Raw genomic sequence first — 20,493 nt, 5'->3', positions numbered from 1 at the left:
GCCCTTAAGCTGCTTTTGCCATATGCAAACGGTCAAATACACTGCCAATTGCATCGAAATCCGCATCATTCAGTGAAATCAGCGGCGCGCGTACGCGACGCCACTCCTTGTCACCCGTATGACGCGCCACCATGGCCTTGACCGCAGGCGTGACCGGATAGTTCAGCAATTGCTGTACTGCGCCGACCAGTTCAGCATCGTCCTGACCGTTATTGATCATGCGCAGAAGGCGATCCGGGAACAGGTTTGCCATGCCGGAAATCGCACCCTGCCCACCGAGACGTACACCGGCGGCAAGATCACGCTCATCGCCGATCAGGATCGCAATGTCCTTGTGGGCTGCAAGCAGCTTTTCCGTATAGGCCCAGGTGCCGGAAGAATCCTTCACGCCAGTAATGATGCCACCAAAGGCTGCGCGCAGACGGGTGATCAGATCGACCGAAAGCTCAACCGCTGTCACCGATGGGATGTTGTAGAGAATGATGCTGCGGGCATCGTCACCCAAACCTTTGAAGACTGCCGAGAACCAGTTGAACAGGCCTTCATCCGAGAGGTTTTTGAAGTAGGAAGGCGGCGCCAGAAGAATGGCCTTGCAGCCGCGACGCAGTGCATCGGCAGACTGTGCGACCGCATCGGCAATCGAGTTTTCCATCACACCAACAACGATGTTGGAAGCAGCAAAGCCCTGCGTAATGAAGGCATCGAGAAGCGCTGCGCGCTCGGCGTCACCAATGGAAGAGCCTTCGCCGGTGGTGCCGAACAGGGTTACGCTTGAGCAGCCGTTATCAAGGCGTGCGCGGGCATGCTTCAGGGCACGGCTGACATCGATTTTGCCATCTGCGTCGAATGGTGTCGTAAGCGCTGCAGAGAGCCCGAAGCGCTCCTGCCGAGAATGATTGTGTGCCAAAACTGGCTCCTCCCAAATTTGAACTTCAGGTTTGCACATACTAACATGTTAGTAAAGAGTCAATTCGGGTTCAGTGCGTAATCGCGCTTTTTGGAGGAGTGTTTTGATGCTTATTGAGCGGGGACGATGCCGCTTTCGATGAAGGAAAGAACTTCCGTTTTGCTTGGTGAACCGGCACGTCCGCCGAAGCGCGCGCATTTGATGGCGGCGGCTGCATTGGCAAAGCGGATGATGTCGGTCATCGGTTTACCTTCCACCAGACCACGTGCAAATGCGCCATGGAAGACATCGCCCGCGGCCAGCGTATCCACCGCATTAACCTTGAAGCCCGCCACATGGGAAACAGGCTTGCCAGCACCTTCAGTCCAATAGCAGCCATCTGCGCCAGCCGTGACAGATGTGAAAACATCATAGCGGTTGCTGAGAATACGGACACATTCACGCAAGTCCGCCGTGCCCGCGACGCTGATTGCAGCGGGTTCCGACGCAACAATATGAGTTGCAAGCGGTAGCAGCGTTTCCAGCAATTCGACAGGCGCGGTATCGGCATCCAGAATCGCCGGAATACCGGCATCGCGAGCCGTACGCAGCGCCGTTTCCGCAGCCCATGGCCAACGCACATCGGTCATGACAGCCGCATAGGCTCCCGCCACAATCGGCGGCACCGGATCAGCCGGGCTTGCAAGCCTGCGATCATAAAAAGGCACGATGATGCGTTCACCATTCGCATCGACGAGGATCGAGGAAAATGCTGTGCGCGCGCCTTCCAGCCGCCTTATATGCGAACAATCAATGCCTTCGGCTTTAAGCTCTGCTATGGCACGATCACCCACCGGATCAATCCCCGCAGAAGCCCAGAGCGCCACGTCGCCACCAAGCCGGGCAATCGCAGCAGCGGCGCTCGAGGCCATCCCAGCCGCAATCTCGACCGCCTCGCGCGGCAGATATTTGCCTGCCTGTTCGGGAAGCGTGTCGAGGCGGAAAATGGTGTCCATTGTGAGGGCACCGACACAGAGAATTTTGGAGGACATGATTACGAAATGAGACCTTCCGAGCGAAGCGTCGTCCAGAATTCATCCGGGATCGACTGTTCGAACCAGACCACATTTTGCCTGATCTGTTCAGGTGAACGTACACCGATCAGAATGGAGCTGACGGCCTCATGCCTCAACGGAAACTGCATGGCGGCAGCGGCAAGCGCCACATGATACTCATCGCAAATATCATGTAGGCGATTGGTGCGAGCAACGATGTCGGCAGGTGCATCGGCATAGTCGAACTTCTGTTCGCCGCCGCGCGGTGCCGCGAGAATGCCTGAATTGAATACACCAGCGATTACCAGTGCCATGCCGCGCTTTTGTGCCAGCGGCAGGAATTCTTTTTCGGAAACCTGATCGAGCAGCGAGTAGCGGCCAGCCAGAAGCGAGCAATCGAGATCAGCCTCTTCCAGCGCATCGCGAATGATCTGCCATTCGTTCACACCAAGACCAAAACCCTTGATATTACCTGCCGCGCGCAGTTCGGTCAGCGCACGGAAACCACCGCCCCTGGTCAGCGCGTTCCAGTGAAACTCGTGCCTGTCGGCATGGGTCACGCGGCCAATGTCGTGAACATAGAGAAGATCGATTTCTGGAAAGCCGAGACGCTGCTGGCTGTCATCGAAGCTGCGCATGACGCCATCATAGCTGTAATCAAAAACCTCACGGAAATTGAGGCCGTTATGCCAGCCCGAATCAAGCGGATTCTTTGGCGGCGCTGGTGGCAGGGTGCGACCAGCGCGCTCATTGGTCATCAAGCGGCCAACCTTGGTGGATACAACCGCGCGCTCACTCTTTTCGCGCAACATATCGCCAAGCAAATGTTCGCAACGGCCATAGCCATACATCGGCGCGCTGTCGAAATAACGGATACCGCTGTCCCAACCAGCTTCCAGCAAAGCGTCCGCATCAGCACGCGAAACCGGCGCATACAGTCCGCCCAAAGGCGCGGTTCCCAGACCAAGCGCTGTTACAGTCAGACCAGTTCGGCCAAGCGCCCGTTTCTCGGATGCCTTCAATTGCATGGGTATTTCCTCCATCGCGGCATGCAGCATGCCGCACTCCGTTTTCAGCGCGTCTTATCCAAAAACCGCTTCGCACTTTTTGGGACGCGCTGCCTCTTCCGGCGATTGATAGGAGCAAGCATGCCAAAGCGCAATCGGAAAAGCATGCGCATGCGAAGAGTCTATTCACGTGCAAATAAACCATGCTTGACAGCCCCGAATTCCTGTCGATATTACTATGATGTCAGACCAATTTAAGAACCAACAAGGGAACCGGCTCTGACCTGATTGCGCGTTGAGACTCTGGGCTGATCTCTGGGCCAATCTGTGAAATGGAGGCAGAATGAAAGATCGCAGGCTGCTGCAGATAGCTCCATTGCCGCCGATGGATCGCGCCCGGCAGGTAACAGATGCGCTCGCCAATTACATCGCGACAGCGCAGCTTCAGGCCGGAGATCGCCTTCCCGCCGAACGTGAATTGATGACCGCGCTGGCCGTGGGGCGCTCCACCATTCGCGAAGCAATCCGACACTTTCAGGCCCTAGGTGTTATCGAAGCCCGCAAAGGCAGTGGCACCTATCTGCTCAAGCCGATTTCGGCGGCAACCATTCATATGCCGCTTTCGTTCGACCCCGCGCAATTGCGCGATGCATTGCTGCAATCGCTTGAAGTGCGCCGTGGCATCGAAGCCGAGGCCAGCATGGTCGCCGCCCGCAAACGCACCACTGAAGACCTAATCATCATCGAACGCAATCTCAATGAGATGGAACGCGTTCATATCGCGGAAGGCACGTCAGGCCCGGAAGATCTGGCGTTTCACCTCGCCATTTACGACGCGACCCATAACCCGCTTTTCAGACAATTGCTCGAACAGATGCGCGAAGCCTTCCTGCACTTCTGGGATCATCCGTTTGAGCGGATCGACTTCGCGCGGCGGACCTTTCCGTTCCACCGCACGCTCTTTAACGCCATCGTGGCTCAGGACCCTGAAGCCGCACGGCAGGAAACACTCAAAATCCTCGACATTGTCGAGGAAGACATCAAGGAAATGTCCAAATGACCGACGGGATGGATCCGCTGGATTTTGCAGCACTTACGGTTGCCCATGATGAAGGCAATGCATACGACGCCGTGGTTCCACCCATCGTGCAGACCTCGCTTTTCACCTTCCCAAGCTATGACGACATGGTCGCCTCCTATCGCGGCGAAAAGGTTCGCCCGATCTACACACGCGGCCTCAACCCGACCGTGCGGGCATTTGAAGAAATGCTGGCAAAACTTGAAGGCGGCGAAGACGCGCTGGGCTTTGCAAGCGGCATGGCTGCGATCTCTTCAAGTGTGCTGGCCTTCGTCAATCCGGGTGATCGCATTGTTGCCGTGCGCCATGTCTACCCGGATGCATTCCGCCTGTTTGGCACCATTCTGAAGCGCATGCAGGTGCAGGTCGATTATGTCGACGGACGTGACGAGGAAGCGGTTGCAAAAGCCCTGCCCGGTGCAAAGCTCTTCTACATGGAAAGCCCGACGAGCTGGGTCATGGAAGCCCATGATGTCGGCACCTTGGCAACTATTGCCAAGCAGCATGGCGTGTTGAGCATCATCGACAACAGCTGGGCCAGCCCGATCTTCCAGCGCCCACTGTCGCTTGGCGTTGATCTCGTCGTGCATTCGGCATCGAAATATCTCGGTGGTCATAGCGATGTCGTGGCCGGTGTCGTGACCGGCTCGAAAGAGCTGATCAATGCAATTCGCGCGGAAACCTATCCATATCTCGGCGGCAAGCTTTCACCGTTTGATGCGTGGCTTCTGGTGCGCGGTATGCGCACCTTGCCGACGCGCATGAAGGCGCATGAGGCTTCGGCACTGGAAATTGCAAAGCGTCTTCAGGCGCTGGATGTGGTTGAAACCGTCTGCCACCCGGCACTCGCCAATCGTCTGCCTGCGGGGCTCAAGGGCACGTCCGGCCTGTTCTCGGTCATCTTCCGGGAAGGCGTGAACATTCGCGAATTCTGCAATCATCTCGATCTGTTCAAGCTCGGCGTGAGCTGGGGCGGACATGAAAGCCTGATCGTGCCGGGCGAAGTCGTGCTGCAGCAGAAGGCGCAGCCAAATTCAGCACATACGTTCGGCATCGACCTGCTCTCCGTGCGCCTGCATGTCGGACTGGAAGGAACGGAAGCGCTGTGGCGGGATATTGAAGGAGCGCTCGCAGCATCGACCGAATAACGAAAATCTAGTGAGGAGCAATAAGGGGAACTGCAATGAAAAAACTAATAGCAGCCGCATTCGCAACCATGCTTTTGAGCGGTACGGCACTTGCTGATACCACTCTGAAGCTTGTTGAAGTCATCACCAGCCCGGAGCGCACCAAGACGCTTGAATCCATCGTTGCCAAGTTTGAGGAAGCCAATCCGGGCACCAAAGTCGAAATCATTTCGCTGCCATGGGGCGAATCCTTCCAGAAATTCGCAACCATGGTTTCGGCTGGTGAAATTCCCGACGTCATGGAAATGCCGGACACCTGGGTTTCGCTCTATGCCAATAATGGCATGCTGGAAAACCTCGAACCATATCTCGAAAAGTGGGAAACCACGCCAGACCTGACCGAGCGTGCGCTTGAGCTTGGCCGCAGCGTCAAGAACACAGCCTATACGCTGCCTTACGGCTTCTATCTGAACGCCATGTTCTACAACAAGAAGCTGCTGTCTGAGGCTGGTGTGTCCGAGCCACCGAAGACGATGGACGAATTTGTCGAAGCCTCCAAGAAGATTGCCGCTCTTCCCGGCAAGTCCGGGTTCTGTATGCGTGGTGGCCCCGGCGGCCTCAATGGCTGGGTGATTTTTGCTGCATCCATGGCCGGTGACAATAAGTTCTTCAACGAAGACGGCACCTCGACCATGAACAGCGAAGGCTGGAAAAAGGGCATCACCTGGATGGTCGATCTCTACAAGAACGGCCTTGCACCGAAGGACAGCGTCAACTGGGGCTTCAACGAAACCGTTGCCGGTTTCTATAGCGGCACCTGCGCCTTCCTCAACCAAGACCCGGATGCGCTGATCGCCATTGCCGAACGCATGAAGCCGGAAGATTTCGGCGTTGCCATCATGCCAAAGGGCCCGGCTGGCAAGACCTTCCCAACCATCGGCTTTGCCGGCTGGTCGATGATGAGTGGCAGCCAGAACAAGGACCTCTCCTGGAAGCTGATCTCGATGCTTGAAGGCCCGGAAGGCAACATCGAATGGAACAAGCGCACCGGTGCCTTGCCGGTTCTCAAATCCGCTCAGAACGATCCGTTCTATAGCGGCGAGCAGTTCAAGGGCTGGTTCGATGAACTGGCTGACAAGAACGTCGTTCCAACCGTCATGCCGACCTATCTGGAAGAGTTTGCCTTCTTCAAGGATTCGCTCGTCATCAAGACCTCGCAGGAAGCGCTTCTCGGCGACATCACGCCGGATCAGCTGGCCGACCAGTGGGCAGAATATCTGACCAAGGCACAGCAGAAGCACCTTTCAAAGCAATAGCAACATGAACAGCTTGCAGGCGTGGAACAGCCACGCCTGCAAAACGAATGATGCAGCCCCGCGAAGGGAAAAATGATGAACGACACCGCTTCCATAAAGGCCCCGGTGCGCAACGACGTGCCAAAGCAGGATCGCCGCAGTTTTCTGCAGCGACTTGCGCACGCCTCCGAACCTTATCTCTACAGTGCCCCCGCACTGATCCTCATCGGCGCCGTCATGCTGGTTCCGCTGATCCTCGGCGTCTCCTATGCCTTTCGCGACATTCAGTTGCTCAACCCGTTTTCGGGTGGCTATGTGGGGCTTGATCATTTCCGCGAACTTGCGACCGATCAAGCTTTCTATCGTTCCTTGAAAAACACACTCTGGTGGACCGGTTGCTCGGTGCTGCTGCAATTCGTGTTCGGGCTTATTCTTGCCCTGCTGCTCGACAAGCCATTCGCCGGACGTGGGCTGGCACAGGCGCTGATCTTCCTGCCATGGGCTGTGCCGACTTTCCTCACAGGTCTTAACTTTGCGTGGCTTTTTAATCCGGTGATCGGCCCGCTGCCGCACTGGCTACATGCAATCGGCATTCTGAGCGCACCAGACAACATCCTGTCCGACCCCAATCTGGCCATGTGGGGTATCATTACCGCCGGTGTGTGGTGGGGTATTCCGTTCTTTGCCATCACTATGCTGGCCGCCTTGCAGGCTATCCCGCGCGATCTTTATGAAGCGGCAGCCATTGATGGCGCTGGCCCCGTCCAGCGTTTTCTCTCAATCACGCTTCCTTACCTTGCGCCAACCATGGCTATCACCATTTTGCTGCGCACCGTCTGGATTGCCAACAGTGCCGATCTGATTGTCGTGATGACCGGCGGTGGCCCTGCCGACCGGACGCAGATCGTCGCGAGCTACATCTTCACGCAGGCCTTCAAACGGCTTGATTTCGGCTATGCCTCGGCGATTGCGATGGTCCTGCTTGTGCTGCTGATGGTCTATTCGATGCTCATCGTGCTGTTGCGCCAGACGCTGCTGAACAAGGATTGAGGCCATGACCAACCGTAAACTCCTCCTTGTTGGCGCGCATCGCATTGCCATTTTGCTATTCGTCCTGTTTGCGCTGTTTCCGATCTTCTGGCTGGTGAAGGTTTCCGTTACCCCCAATGATCTGCTTTACAGCGAAGGCGTGCGGCTATGGCCATCGCGTATGACGTTCGATCACTTCAGCCATGTGTTGAATAACAGCTCATTTCCGCTGTTCTTCCGCAACAGCCTGATCGTGTCCGGCTCAACCGCCATCATTGTTACGCTGTTGGCATCGCTCTCCGGCTATGCGCTGTCACGTTTCAATTTCCGTGCAAAATACTGGATTGTGGCGCTGATGCTGCTGACGCAGATGTTCCCGCTCGTGATGCTGATCGCGCCGATCTACAAGATCATGGCGCCGCTCGGTCTCACCAACAGCCTGATCGGCCTCATCATCGTCTATTCGGCATTCAATGTGCCTTTTGCAACCTTCCTGATGCAATCGTTCTTCGACGGCATTCCGAAGGACCTCGAAGAAGCCGCCAAGATCGACGGCGCAACGCAGTTCATGGCTTTCCGCCAGATCATTCTGCCGCTGACCCTGCCCGGTATTGCTGCAACGCTCGGCTTTGTTTTCACCGCAGCGTGGAGCGAGCTTCTGTTCGCGCTGATGCTGATTTCCGGCAATGATTCAGCCACGTTCCCGGTCGGGCTTTTGAGCTTCGTCTCAAAGTTTTCGGTCGATTTCGGACAGATGATGGCAGCGGGCGTGCTCGCGCTGATCCCGGCCTGTCTCTTCTTCTTCCTCATTCAACGATATCTCGTGCAGGGCCTCACGGCTGGCGCGGTCAAAGGCTAGAGCATGTCTCCCAAAAGTGGGAACCGGTTTTGGGATAAAGACATGCGTTAAAACAAATAGATAGAGCATTTCTTACGTTCCATCTTAAACAAGAAATGCTCTGAAAGGATTTTCCCCTATGGCTTCCATCGATATTCAGTCAGTCCGCAAAAGCTATGGCGAACATGCTGTTCTGCACGGCGTTGATCTTGAGATCAAAGATGGCGAATTCATTGTGCTGGTCGGCCCGTCAGGCTGTGGCAAATCCACATTGCTGCGCATGATAGCGGGCCTCGAAGACATTACTTCGGGACAGGTGCAGATCAGCGGCAAGCGCGTCAATGAACTCGCACCCAAAGACCGCGATATTGCGATGGTGTTTCAGTCCTATGCGCTCTATCCGCATATGAGTGTCGCCGACAATATGAGCTACAGTATGCGGCTGCGCAAAACGCCGAAAGAAAAGATCGCAAGTGCCATCAAATCAACTGCCACAAAGCTTGGCCTCGAACCTTTGCTGGAACGTCGCCCGAAGGCGCTTTCCGGTGGTCAGCGTCAGCGTGTAGCTATGGGCCGCGCCATTGTGCGTCAGCCCAAGGCCTTCCTCTTTGACGAGCCGCTTTCCAACCTCGATGCGCGCCTGCGCGAGCAGATGCGGGCTGAAATCAAGAAGCTGCATGGTGAGCTGAAAGCCACATCCATCTATGTGACACATGACCAGATCGAAGCCATGACTCTGGCCGACCGTATCGTCGCCATGCATGGTGGTGTGGTGCAACAGGTCGGCTCTCCACTGGAGCTTTATGACCGCCCGGCCAATCTCTTCGTGGCAGGTTTCATCGGTTCACCCGCCATGAATTTTCTCGACGTAACCTATCTTGAACAGGATGGTGGTCCGCGTCTGAAACTCAAGGACGGCACGCTCATCGCGCTGCCGCAGCCGGTAAAACTCAAGGATGGCGCGAACGCCACGCTAGGCATTCGTCCCGAGCATGTACATATCGAGAATTCAGCAGACCTGACGGCTGATGTCGATCTGGTCGAGCCGACCGGCTTCGGCATTATTCTGCATCTCAGCCTGCACGGATTGCCGTTCAAGATTTTCACGCTGGATCGCGATGCGCTTCATGCGCAGGGTTCTGTTCAAGTGAGCTTCCCGGCACAGCATCTCCATCTGTTCGATGGCGAAGGAAATCGCGTCGAGAGTGCTTAAACTGCATCCGAAAACCGCGCCTGAATGCTCTGCGAAAGCAGGGCAACAGGGCGGCTTTGATCCCCAGCCTTGAGCCAGATCAGTTCTTCAATCTCACTGGAAGCGGCAGGAACTTGCCCTTCTTTCAGGGTGAGATGAAACAGCTCTGCTTCAACTGTGGAATCAAGTTCGTTGGCGGCAGGCGCTGACATTTTTGCAGCAAAGCGCAACTGGCTCTCGTCAATGCAAATGCCAAGCTCTTCCTCTATCTCGCGGATGAGTGCTATTTGAGGCTGCTCGCCCGCATCAATCTTGCCACCGGGTTGGAAGAAAATCTCGCTGCCGCGCTTGCGCACGAGGAGGAAACGGCCCGCTTCATCGCGGACAATGGCTGCTGCAATAAGAATCGTTTTCATGATGACGAAACATCGTCGCGAACACGCACACCGTCAAGAATGACTGCAGCAATGGAGCGCGCCGTCTGCTCATAAAAATCTGGTTCTTCCGTGCGCTTGCCAAGTATGGCTGCGACCTGAACCGAGAAGTCGGAATAATGCTGCGTCACCGCCCATATCGTGAAAATCAGGTGATAGGGATCAATCGGCGCAATGCGCTTTTCCTCGATCCAGCGATGAATGACACGCGCCTTTTCATCAACCAGATCTTTCAGATGGCCTTTCAGAAAATCAGTAATTGCCGGTGCGCCATGCAGGATTTCATTGGCGAACAGGCGGGATGCTTCCGGACGTTTTGCTGAAAGCTCAAGCTTCTGCGCGATATAATTGCGAAGCTCCTCAAGCGGATCGCCTTGCGGGTCGATGCTCTCAAATGGGCCAAGCCATTCGGTGAGCGTTTCTTCAAGAACCGTCACATAGATATTCTGCTTGCGCGGAAAATAATAAAGCAGGTTTGGCTTCGACATACCTGCCTTTTCGGCGATCTGATCAACTGTTGAGCCGCGAAAGCCATAGGCGGAAAAAACATCCAAGGCGGCGTCCAGAATAAGCCTGCGGTTGATCGCCTGAATGCGCGTCGCACCTTCCGTCTTCTCGTTCGCACCTGCTTCGGCGGGAGCTGTCGCATCTGTGACCATTTAACACCTTCTGACGAAGCAAAATTTCTTAAAACCGCTTGACCGCTGTCGAACGCTCTTCTAGCCTGCATTTTGACCAACTAGTCAAGTTTTTGCAAATACTGCAAGAAGATTGAGGCCAAAGAGCCGGGTCGCGGGAACAACATAACATGCGAAGCGCTGGCAGCAATGCCACCGTTGATGCATGCTTGAAATGTGGAGGCAGAGCGTATGGTGCTCAGCAACAATCCCAGTTTCAGCAATCTCAAGGTCGATGGCGATCGCCTGTGGGACAGCTTGATGGATATGGCCAAAATTGGCCCTGGTATTCGTGGTGGCAACAACCGTCAGACGCTGACCGATGAAGACAGCGAAGGCCGCCAGCTTTTCCAGTCGTGGTGTGAAAAAGCCGGATTGTCGATGACCGTCGACACGATGGGCAATATGTTCTTCCTTCGCCCCGGCGAAGATGCGGATGCTGATCCGGTCTATATGGGCAGCCATCTCGACACGCAGCCGACAGGCGGCAAATATGACGGCGTGCTGGGTGTGCTTGGCGGACTTGAAGTCATGCGCACATTGAATGACACCAATATCAAGACAAAGCGCCCTATCGTCGTGGTCAACTGGACCAATGAAGAAGGCACGCGTTTTGCGCCTGCAATGCTTGCTTCCGGCGTTTTCGCCGGTGTGCATGAGCAGGATTGGGCCTATGAACGCACGGACGCCAAAGGCAAGAAATTCATCGATGAGCTGGAGCGTATTGGCTGGAAGGGCGACGAACCGGTCGGCAAGCGCAAAATCCATTCCATGTTCGAGTTGCATATCGAACAAGGCCCGATCCTTGAGATTGAGAACAAGGACATTGGCGTCGTCACCCATGGTCAGGGACTGTGGTGGTTGCAGGTAACCCTGACCGGCAAAGAAGCACATACCGGCTCGACGCCGATGAAGATGCGCAAAAATGCAAGCCTGGGCTTGGGCAAAATGCTGCAGCTTGTCAACGAGATCGCCATGTCGCATCAGCCTGATGCCGTTGGCGGCGTGGGCCATATCGAAGTCTCGCCAAATTCACGCAATGTCCTGCCGGGTCAGATCGTTTTCACCGTCGATTTCCGCTCACCGGATCAGAAAACACTCGATGCCATGAAAGAGCGTTTTGAGGCCGAAGCACTGACGATCGCTGAGGAAATTGGCATCGGCATCGAGATTGAAGTGGCAGGCCATTTCGATCCCGTCACCTTTGATGAGGGCTGCGTCACTGCTATTCGCAATGCGGCCGAGCGGCTCGGTTACAGCCACCGCAATATCGTTTCGGGTGCTGGACACGATGCCTGCTGGATCAATCGTGTAGCGCCAACTGCCATGGTTATGTGTCCATGTGTGGATGGCCTGAGCCATAATGAAGACGAGGAAATTTCAAAGGAGTGGGCATCGGCTGGTGCTGATGTGCTGCTTCATGCCGTATTGGAGACTGCTGAAATCGTGAGTTAGCATTCCCACCATCCAATACTGCTGAATGTTCGCAACAAAACCAAAAAGGGGAACGACGAACATGGTTAGTTCTGGGGCAAGTAAGGTCATCAAAGGCGGCACCGTGATTACGGCAGACCGCACCTTTAAAGCCGACGTTCTCATCGAAGGCGAGAAGATTGTTGCCGTGGGCGATAATCTGACCGGCGATGAAACCATTGATGCATCGGGCTGTTACATCATGCCCGGCGGCATCGACCCGCATACGCATTTGCAGATGCCCTTCATGGGCACCTATTCATCCGATGATTTCGACACTGGCACCGCCGCAGCCCTTGCTGGCGGCACGACAATGGTTGTGGATTTCGTTCTGCCCGGACCGGAAGGCAACCTGCTCGACGCCCTGCAGGAATGGTTCCAGAAAGCAGGCAAGGCCCGCACCGACTATTCGTTCCACATGGCGATCACCGGCTGGAGCGAACGCGCGTTTAATGAAATGCCGGAAGTGGTGAAGCGCGGCATCAATACGTTTAAGCACTTCATGGCCTATAAGGGCGCGTTGATGGTCAATGATGACGAGATGTTCGCATCGTTCCAGCGCTGCGCCGAGCTTGGCGCCATGCCACTCGTTCACGCGGAAAATGGCGATATCGTTGCGCAATTGCAGGCCAAGCTTTTGGCTGCTGGCAATGACGGACCAGAGGCGCACGCCTATTCACGTCCGCCGGAAGTGGAAGGCGAAGCCACCAACCGCGCCATCATGATTGCCGATCAGGCCGGTGTTCCGCTTTATGTGGTGCACACATCCTGCGAACAAGCGCATGAAGCAATCCGCCGCGCGCGCCAGAAAGGCATGCGGGTTTATGGCGAGCCGCTGATCCAGCATCTCACACTTGATGAAAGCGAATATCACAACCGCGACTGGGACTATGCCGCACGCCGCGTGATGTCACCGCCATTCCGCGATAAGGTCAATCAGGATAGTCTCTGGGCCGGGTTAGCTGCCGGAAGCCTGCAAGTTGTGGCGACCGATCATTGTGCCTTTACCACTGAGCAAAAGCGCCATGGCATTGGCAATTTCACCAAGATTCCGAACGGCACAGGCGGGCTTGAAGAACGGTTGCCGGTGCTCTGGACACGCGGCGTTCGCACCGGTCGTCTGACGCCCAATGAGTTCGTGGCGGTCACCTCCACCAATATTGCGAAGATACTCAACATCTATCCACAAAAGGGTGCGATCCTGCCGGGTGCTGATGCCGATATCATCATCTGGGACCCTGAAGCGACCAAGAAGATCTCTGCCAAGACGCAGCATTCTGCCATTGATTACAATGTGTTCGAAGGTTTCGAACTGAAAGGCCTGCCGGTCAAGACGTTCTCGCGCGGTCGCCTCGCCTTCGACAAGGGGCATGTGACAGCGCAGCCGGGCGATGGTCGTTTCGTTGAACGCGAGCCTAACGGCGCAGCCAACCGGGCCCTGTCGCAATGGAAAGAAATCGTTGCTCCGCGCAAGGTGGAACGCAGCGCCGAACATATGCCGATAGGGGTCTGATACATGGCTCTAGCTCAGCTTCGGGAAATGCGCATGAATTTGGAAAACAGCGTTGCCCCGGAGAGGGGCTTGGAAAATGCACAAACCGTGATCGACATCAAGGATCTCTCCCTGGTGTTCGAGACCAATGATGGTCCGGTCCATGCGCTTTCCAATATCAATCTCGCTATAAAGCGCGGCGAGTTTGTTTCCTTCATTGGTCCGTCAGGTTGTGGCAAGACCACACTGATGCGTGTGGTGGCCGACCTTGAACAGCCAACCTCGGGCTCTGTAACCGTCAACGGCAAGACGCCCGCACAGGCGCGGCTTGATCGCTCTTACGGCTATGTATTTCAGGCGGCAGCACTGTTTCCATGGCGCACCATCGAAGACAATATCAGCCTGCCGCTCGAGGTGATGGGCTATGCTGCTGCCGAGCGCAAACTGCTTATTGAAAAGAACCTCGCACTGGTGAACCTTGCGGGTTTCGGCAAGAAGTTTCCATGGCAGCTTTCCGGTGGCATGCAGCAGCGCGCATCGATTGCCCGTGCACTGTCATTCGATCCAGACATGCTGCTGATGGATGAGCCTTTCGGCGCGCTTGACGAGATCGTTCGCGATCACCTCAACGAACAGCTTCTGAAACTTTGGGCCGCAACGCAGAAGACCGTGATCTTCGTCACGCACTCCATTCCTGAAGCCGTATTTCTGTCGACCAAGATCGTCGTGATGAGCCCGCGTCCGGGCCGCATTCATGAAATCATCGACTGTGATCTGGGACCGGATCGGACACTGGATATCCGGGAATCGGAAGCTTTCCTGAAGATAGCTCATCGTGTGCGCGAAGGTCTGCGGCTGGGGCATATCCATGAATAACTTGCGGGGGCAAAAGTCAGGTAAAGGGGGGCAAGAATGACAGCCTTTCTTCGTGACAAATTTATTCCGGTAACGACGGTTTTGCTGGCGATCATCGGGCTTTGGTATCTGCTTGCGGTCTTTCTCAACGCACCGTTTGAGCGTGATCAGGCAGAGCGCGCCGGAACCGAGATTTCATTCTCGACAATCGTTGCCAATACGATGCATCAGGACCGCCCAGTCCTGCCTGCACCGCATCAGGTGGCGGAAGAAATCTGGAAAACCGTCTTTGACGTAAAACCGAGCTCCAAGCGCAGCCTCGTCTATCACGGCTGGGTGACGCTCTCATCGACCTTGCTCGGTTTCGTGCTGGGATCGGCGCTTGGCGTGCTGCTCGCGGTCGGCATTGTGCATTCGCGCACCCTCGATAAAAGCCTGATGCCGTGGATCATCACATCACAGACAATCCCCATTCTCGCCATCGCACCGATGATTATCGTGGTACTGAATGCGATCGGCATTTCGGGGCTTTTGCCAAAGGCGATCATATCAACTTACCTTTCCTTTTTTCCCGTGGCCGTGGGCATGGTCAAAGGCCTGCGATCCCCCGATGTGATGCATCTTGATCTGATGCGGACTTACAATGCATCCCGCAATCAGGTGTTCTGGAAACTGCGCTGGCCTGCTGCCATGCCCTTCCTGTTCACATCGATGCAGATTGCAGTCGCTATCAGCCTGGTGGGGGCTATCGTCGGCGAGCTGCCGACAGGTGCCGTCGCCGGACTTGGCGCACGTTTGCTGGCCGGTTCCTACTACGGCCAGACGGTTCAGATATGGGCCGCACTCATCGCAGCAGCCATCATGGCTGGTGTTCTGGTGGCCCTCGTCGGGTTTGTCGCAAGCGTCGTCAACCGACGCATGGGTGCAAAGCCAGAAAGGGCGGCAACATGACGAATGTCATAATCATTGTCGCGCTGATTGCCGTCTCATGGGCAATTGTCGGTTGGGTGGCAAGCCTGAAGTCTCGCAATCCGCACAGCCAGAAGCTGCTGGACATTGCCGTCCCTGCCCTCTTCGGCATCGCGATGCTCCTTCTGTGGGAAGTCGCCGTGCGGTTGTTTGCCGTACCGCAGGTGCTTCTGCCTGCCCCATCGGTCATATGGGCGCGGATCACGAGTTCGGTTCCAATCCTGTGGGCCGATTTCCAGCAGACCTTCATGAAAGCCGTCATCATCGGCTATGTCGCAGGTTGCGGTCTGGGCTTTGTCACGGCCATCATCGCTGACCGAGTGCCATTCCTGCGCAAAGGTCTGCTGCCGCTTGGCAATCTTGCTGCCGCCCTTCCAATTGTCGGCGTGGCACCCATCATGGTGATGTGGTTTGGCTTCGACTGGCAGTCGAAGGCAGCCGTCGTCATCATCATGACCTTCTTCCCGATGCTGGTGAACACAGTGGCGGGACTTGCGGCAAGTGGCTCGATGGAACGCGATCTGATGCAGACCTATGGCTCGAACTATTGGCAGACGCTGATCAAGCTGCGCCTGCCGGCAGCCATGCCATTCATTTTCAACGCGCTCAAAATCAACTCCACGCTGGCGCTGATTGGCGCGATTGTCGCCGAGTTTTTCGGCACGCCGATTGTCGGCATGGGCTTCCGCATATCGGCTGAAATCGGGCGCATGAATGTGGACATGGTCTGGGCTGAAATCTTTGTAGCCGCTCTTGCGGGATCGCTCTCTTACGGGCTGATCGCGCTGATCGAGCGCAGAATGACATTCTGGCACCCTTCATACAGGAGGGCATAAGCCTGAATATTTGGCATCTGCAAAAATAAGGTAGAGCCTTAACCAGAGGAGAACTGAAATGAAAAAGGCAATTTCTCTATGCCTTGGAACAGCCGGACTGGCGCTCGCGCTCATGAGCAGCTCGGCAATGGCAGCTGACAAGCTGACCTTGCAGCTCAAATGGGTGACGCAGGGACAGTTTGCAGGCTATTACGTCGCCAAGGACAAAGGTTTCTATGAAGCCGAAAATCTCGACGTGGAAATCAAGCCGGGCGGCCCGGACGTGGCTCCTCCGCAGGTAATCGCCGGTGGTGGCGCTGACGTGGTGGTGGACTGGATGCCGTCCGCGCTTGCGACACGCGAAAAAGGTGTGGCGCTCGTCAATATCGCACAGCCGTTCAAGAAATCCGGTATGATGCTGACCTGCCGCAAGGACACCAACATCACCAAGCCGGAAGACTTCAAGGGCCGCACGCTTGGCGTCTGGTTTGGCGGCAATGAATATCCGTTCCTGTCATGGATGAGCCATCTGAAAATTCCGACCGAAGGCGGCAAGGATGGCGTGACCGTACTCAAGCAGGGCTTCAACGTCGATCCGCTGATCCAGAAGCAGGCCGATTGCATTTCCACCATGACCTATAACGAATATTGGCAGGTGATCGACGCCGGTATTCCTGCCGATCAGCTCGTCGTGTTCCCTTATGAAGAACAGGGCGTCGCCACGTTGGAAGATGGCCTATACGTTCTTGATAAGAGTCTTGACGATCCTGCAATGGTCGACAAGCTCGCCCGTTTTGTCCGTGCTTCGATGAAGGGCTGGCAATATGCATCTGAAAACCCTGCTGAGGCTGCCGAAATCATTCTCGACAATGATGCTTCGGGTGCTCAGACCCAGGAAGTTCAGGAGCTCATGATCAAGGAAATCGGCAAGCTGATCGACGGTTCGGATGGCACGCTTGATGTGGCGGCAGCAGACCGCACAGTTGATACGCTGCTTGGCGGCGGTTCCGATCCGGTCATTACCAAGAAGCCGGAAGGCGCTTGGACGTCCAAGATCACGGATGCGATGAAGAAATAACAAACCTCGCAGCAAAAAAGCCCGGTCCTATGACCGGGCTTTTTTCATTTCAACTTTTCTTCCAGTGCTACGGCCCTGACCAGCTCGCGCTCAAGCCGTGCTTCTTCTTCAACTCTTGGCTTGGTGAAGCGACCAAGAAGAAGATAGGCGACCGGCGTCACAAACAAGGTTGCGATCGTGGCAAGACCCAGGCCACCAACTATTACCCAGCCAAGCGCCACACGGGCTTCCGCGCCTGCACCACTTGCGAGAACCAACGGTACACCGCCGAGAACCGAACAGATCATGGTCATGCAGACCGGGCGCAGGCGGATATTTGCCGCCTCTTCAATGGCCTCACGAACATTCATACCCTTGTCACGCAACTGATCGGCAAATTCGACAATCAGAATACCGTTCTTGGCCATGATGCCGACAAGCAGCACAAGTCCGATCTGGCTATAGACGTTGAGGCTCGTGCCGGTCAGGATCATCGCGAAGACAGCACAGCCAAGACCCAGCGGCACGGTTGCCATAACGATCAGCGCACTTACAAAGCTTTCAAACTGTGCTGCCAGAACCAGCAGGATGATGATGATGGCAAAGCCAAATACCAGTGCAATACCGGTCGAGGTTTCACTCAGTGTCGAGGCTTCGGCCAGTGGAATAATATGTGCGCCGGGTGGTAGTAGCGGTGCTGCTATTTCCAATGCGGCGGCATAGGCGTCGCCCAAAGCAAAATCGCTGCGCAGATCACTCGTGATAGCGATAGACCGCTGCCGCTCTTCGCGGTTGAGCTGTGGTGGAACCGCTTTTTCGACTACCGATGCGATGGACGACATCGGTACATAACGACCATCTGTTGTCTTCAGGAAGACGTTTTCCAGATCGGTCGGGTCGTTAATCGGGTTGGTGGTCGATACAAGCTTCACATCGAAACTTCTGTCGCCAACATAGACCGAACCGATTTTGCGACCATCAAGGACAGCCTGAACCGCATTGGCAAGACCGGTGATATCAATACCAAGATCGGATGCACGCTCACGGTTGATCTCGACAGAAAGCTGCGGCTGCGTCGGTTCGACCGACAGACGCGGCTGCACGAAACGGGGGTCTTTTTCGAGCGCCGAAACAATAGCGTCAGTCGCAGGACGCAGTTTTGCATAATCCTGACCAAGCACCGCAAACTGCAAACCATTGCCTGCACCGCGAATACCCAGACTGTTCGGCTGCGCCGTGAAAATACGCACCGCTGTAATACCGCGTGTACGCGCAGTGATATCGGCCATGATTTCCTGCTGCGAGCGGCTGCGCTCTTTCCACGGTGCCAGTGTCAGAACCATAAAGCCGTTATTCGACGACCCGCCCGACCCGGCAATGCCATAAGTGGTCAGGATTTCGCCGCTATCGCGCAAAGGCTGGATCGCTGTTTCGATCTTCTCGAGCTGCGATTGAAGAAATTCAACGCTGATGCCCTGTGGCCCATTGATGCGTAGAATGGCAACCGCGCGATCTTCCGTCGGTGTCAGCTCCTGTCTCAGCATACCGAAACCGACATAGGACGCACCGGCAAAAAGTATTGCGACCAGAACGACAATGAACGGGGCAGAAAGACAGGCATGGAGGCTCTTACGATAAAAGCTTGCCAAACCACTGCCGATCCGACGCAGAAATTTTGGACCATGGCCGCCGCCTTCAGAGGTTTCAACACCCTCTTTAAGGAACCGCGATGCCAGCATCGGACAGAGCGTCAATGCCACAATCGATGACAGCAAAATTGCAATCGCCAGCACGAAACCAAACTCGCGGAAAAGACCGCCAGCTTGTCCCGGCAGGAAGGAAATCGGCACAAACACAGCCACAAGTGTAAGTGTCGTTGCGATGACAGCGAAGAAGACTTCCTGTGTGCCAAGGACTGCCGCCGCACGTGGTCCCATGCCCTGATTGCGTCGCCGCACGATATTTTCGAGCACCACAATCGCGTCATCCACCACAAGGCCAGTCGCAAGCACCAGCGCCAGCAATGTGAGAATATTGACCGAGAACCCGCTGAGATAGATCGCCGCAATCGTGCCGATCAATGCCACAGGCATAGCCAGAGCCGGGATAAGTGTCGCGCGGATATCCCAGAGAAACATGAAGATGATCACGACAACGATGATAACGGAAGCAATCAGCGCAATCTCAACTTCGTGGATAGCGCCATTAATGAAGCTTGCATCGTCGCTGGTAACTGTCACATCGACGCCGGGCGGCAACGTATTTTTCAGGTTGGCGACGGCTGCCCGGATGCCTTCCGAGATATCGAGCGTGTTCGACTGCGCCTGACGCACGATGCCAAGACCAATGGCCGTCTTGCCGTTCGAACGCACAGCCGAACTTTCAATGTCCGGTCCCAGTGTCACCGTTGCGACATCGCGGAGTTGCGTGCGCCCTTTGATATAGACGTTCTCGAAATCTTCCGGTCGTTCAAGATTGGCCGTGGCGCGAACAACAATCGACTGATCAGAACTGCGCAACGACCCCGCTGGCGCATCAAGGCCCATGGAAGAAAGCGCACTCGAAATATCCGCAATGGTTAGCCCGTAACTTGCCAGACGTGCCTGATTGATATCGATGCGGAAAATCTTGTCGCGATCACCATTGATCTGCACATCGGCGACACCGGGAACAGCCGAGAGCACATCCTGGATCTGATCTTCCACCAGCACCGTCATGTCATCGACCGCCATGGTGTCGGACGTGACAGCAAGGCGCATGACCGGATCGGCATTGGAATCGGCCTTGATGATGCGCGAAGGATCAGCTTCTTCGGGCACATCGTTTGCCACGCGTGAAATAGCGTCACGCATATCTGCGGCGGCGACATTGAGATCAACGCCGTCGTTGAACTCGACCGTGACACGGCTGCGCTCAAAAGAAGATGACGAGGAAATGGATTTCACGCCCGACACGCGGGCAACCGCATTCTCCAGAACCTGTGTCAGCTGACGATCAATGGTTTCAGCCGAAGCGCCGCTGAAATCGGTGCTGATGGTGACAACGGGCCGGTCCACATCCGGCAGCTCGCGGATGTCGACGCCGGTAAAGGCCGCAAGGCCTGCAACGATAATCAGAACATTGATGACGAAGGCAAAGACCGGGCGCCGAATGAACAGCGCTGTCGACCCACCGGTATTGCCCGAATGCGAATTAGGATTGCTCACGCTTTATC

18 protein-coding genes are annotated in these 20,493 nt (G+C 55.7%); 12 read left to right on the top strand and 6 right to left on the bottom strand.

Going from position 1 to position 20,493, the window contains the following annotated elements; genetic code table 11:
- Positions 1–4: 4 nt before the first annotated feature.
- The 3 genes from C9380_RS02380 to C9380_RS02370 all read right to left on the bottom strand — a co-directional run bounded on the left by C9380_RS02380 (position 5) and on the right by C9380_RS02370 (position 2,969).
- Entirely contained in the window at positions 5–907 is a 903-nt protein-coding gene (locus C9380_RS02380; protein ID WP_100559756.1) for a dihydrodipicolinate synthase family protein, read from the bottom strand.
- Positions 908–1,017: 110 nt separating this feature from the next.
- Complete coding sequence (locus C9380_RS02375; protein WP_128092922.1) at positions 1,018–1,938, bottom strand: PfkB family carbohydrate kinase; 921 nt, start codon at positions 1,936–1,938, stop codon at positions 1,018–1,020.
- Positions 1,939–1,940: 2 nt separating this feature from the next.
- Positions 1,941–2,969 carry an aldo/keto reductase gene (locus C9380_RS02370; RefSeq protein WP_111786841.1) on the bottom strand — a complete coding sequence of 343 codons (1,029 nt, stop codon included), beginning with the start codon at positions 2,967–2,969 and terminating at the stop codon, positions 1,941–1,943.
- A 322-nt stretch (positions 2,970–3,291) separates the two neighbouring features.
- Here C9380_RS02370 and C9380_RS02360 point away from each other — a divergent pair, with 322 nt between their 5' ends.
- The 6 genes from C9380_RS02360 (at position 3,292) to C9380_RS02335 (ending at position 9,528) form a co-directional block, all read left to right on the top strand.
- On the top strand, positions 3,292–4,008 hold the full coding sequence (locus C9380_RS02360; protein WP_111786842.1) for a FadR/GntR family transcriptional regulator: 717 nt from the start codon (positions 3,292–3,294) through the stop codon (positions 4,006–4,008).
- Complete coding sequence (locus C9380_RS02355) at positions 4,005–5,174, top strand: PLP-dependent transferase (protein ID WP_128092921.1); 1,170 nt, start codon at positions 4,005–4,007, stop codon at positions 5,172–5,174. Before C9380_RS02360 ends, C9380_RS02355 begins: the two co-directional genes overlap by 4 nt.
- Positions 5,175–5,209: 35 nt before the next feature.
- Positions 5,210–6,469: an ABC transporter substrate-binding protein gene (locus tag C9380_RS02350; RefSeq protein WP_128092920.1), complete on the top strand. Its 1,260-nt coding sequence runs from the start codon at positions 5,210–5,212 to the stop codon at positions 6,467–6,469.
- A 75-nt stretch (positions 6,470–6,544) separates the two neighbouring features.
- A complete protein-coding gene (locus tag C9380_RS02345; protein WP_100559768.1) occupies positions 6,545–7,498 on the top strand; it encodes a carbohydrate ABC transporter permease in 954 nt (317 codons plus the stop codon).
- Positions 7,499–7,502: 4 nt separating this feature from the next.
- Entirely contained in the window at positions 7,503–8,336 is an 834-nt protein-coding gene (locus C9380_RS02340; protein WP_010658175.1) for a carbohydrate ABC transporter permease, read from the top strand.
- Between the two features lie 118 nt (positions 8,337–8,454).
- A complete protein-coding gene (locus C9380_RS02335) occupies positions 8,455–9,528 on the top strand; it encodes an ABC transporter ATP-binding protein (RefSeq protein WP_128092919.1) in 1,074 nt (357 codons plus the stop codon).
- Here the strand turns inward: C9380_RS02335 and C9380_RS02330 are convergent.
- Together C9380_RS02330 and C9380_RS02325 are read right to left on the bottom strand one after the other, a co-directional pair.
- Positions 9,525–9,923, bottom strand: coding sequence for an NUDIX hydrolase (locus C9380_RS02330; protein ID WP_128092918.1), 399 nt, complete (start codon positions 9,921–9,923; stop codon positions 9,525–9,527). The genes C9380_RS02335 and C9380_RS02330 overlap by 4 nt on opposite strands.
- On the bottom strand, positions 9,920–10,600 hold the full coding sequence (locus tag C9380_RS02325; RefSeq protein WP_024897845.1) for a TetR family transcriptional regulator C-terminal domain-containing protein: 681 nt from the start codon (positions 10,598–10,600) through the stop codon (positions 9,920–9,922). The genes C9380_RS02330 and C9380_RS02325 overlap by 4 nt, the downstream gene beginning before the upstream one ends.
- Positions 10,601–10,810: 210 nt before the next feature.
- Here C9380_RS02325 and C9380_RS02320 point away from each other — a divergent pair, with 210 nt between their 5' ends.
- From C9380_RS02320 to C9380_RS02295, 6 genes are all read left to right on the top strand, one after another.
- A complete protein-coding gene (locus C9380_RS02320) occupies positions 10,811–12,073 on the top strand; it encodes a Zn-dependent hydrolase (protein WP_128092917.1) in 1,263 nt (420 codons plus the stop codon).
- A 61-nt stretch (positions 12,074–12,134) separates the two neighbouring features.
- Positions 12,135–13,604 carry a dihydropyrimidinase gene (gene hydA / locus C9380_RS02315; RefSeq protein ID WP_024897847.1) on the top strand — a complete coding sequence of 490 codons (1,470 nt, stop codon included), beginning with the start codon at positions 12,135–12,137 and terminating at the stop codon, positions 13,602–13,604.
- Between the two features lie 33 nt (positions 13,605–13,637).
- Positions 13,638–14,459: an ABC transporter ATP-binding protein gene (locus C9380_RS02310; RefSeq protein WP_024897848.1), complete on the top strand. Its 822-nt coding sequence runs from the start codon at positions 13,638–13,640 to the stop codon at positions 14,457–14,459.
- 36 nt (positions 14,460–14,495) lie between these two features.
- Positions 14,496–15,389, top strand: coding sequence for an ABC transporter permease (locus C9380_RS02305; RefSeq protein ID WP_100559776.1), 894 nt, complete (start codon positions 14,496–14,498; stop codon positions 15,387–15,389).
- Positions 15,386–16,243: an ABC transporter permease gene (locus C9380_RS02300; protein ID WP_128092916.1), complete on the top strand. Its 858-nt coding sequence runs from the start codon at positions 15,386–15,388 to the stop codon at positions 16,241–16,243. Before C9380_RS02305 ends, C9380_RS02300 begins: the two co-directional genes overlap by 4 nt.
- Positions 16,244–16,301: 58 nt before the next feature.
- Positions 16,302–17,300: an ABC transporter substrate-binding protein gene (locus C9380_RS02295; RefSeq protein WP_128092915.1), complete on the top strand. Its 999-nt coding sequence runs from the start codon at positions 16,302–16,304 to the stop codon at positions 17,298–17,300.
- A 44-nt stretch (positions 17,301–17,344) separates the two neighbouring features.
- On the opposite strand, the gene C9380_RS02290 is transcribed toward C9380_RS02295, so the two are convergent.
- Positions 17,345–20,485 carry an efflux RND transporter permease subunit gene (locus C9380_RS02290; RefSeq protein ID WP_100559780.1) on the bottom strand — a complete coding sequence of 1,047 codons (3,141 nt, stop codon included), beginning with the start codon at positions 20,483–20,485 and terminating at the stop codon, positions 17,345–17,347.
- Positions 20,486–20,493 lie beyond the last annotated feature (8 nt).

The sequence above is a fragment of the Brucella pituitosa genome (assembly GCF_003049685.1).
GTDB classification, from domain to species: Bacteria; Pseudomonadota; Alphaproteobacteria; order Rhizobiales; family Rhizobiaceae; genus Brucella; species Brucella pituitosa.
This window is presented reverse-complemented; position numbering and strand designations above follow the sequence as displayed.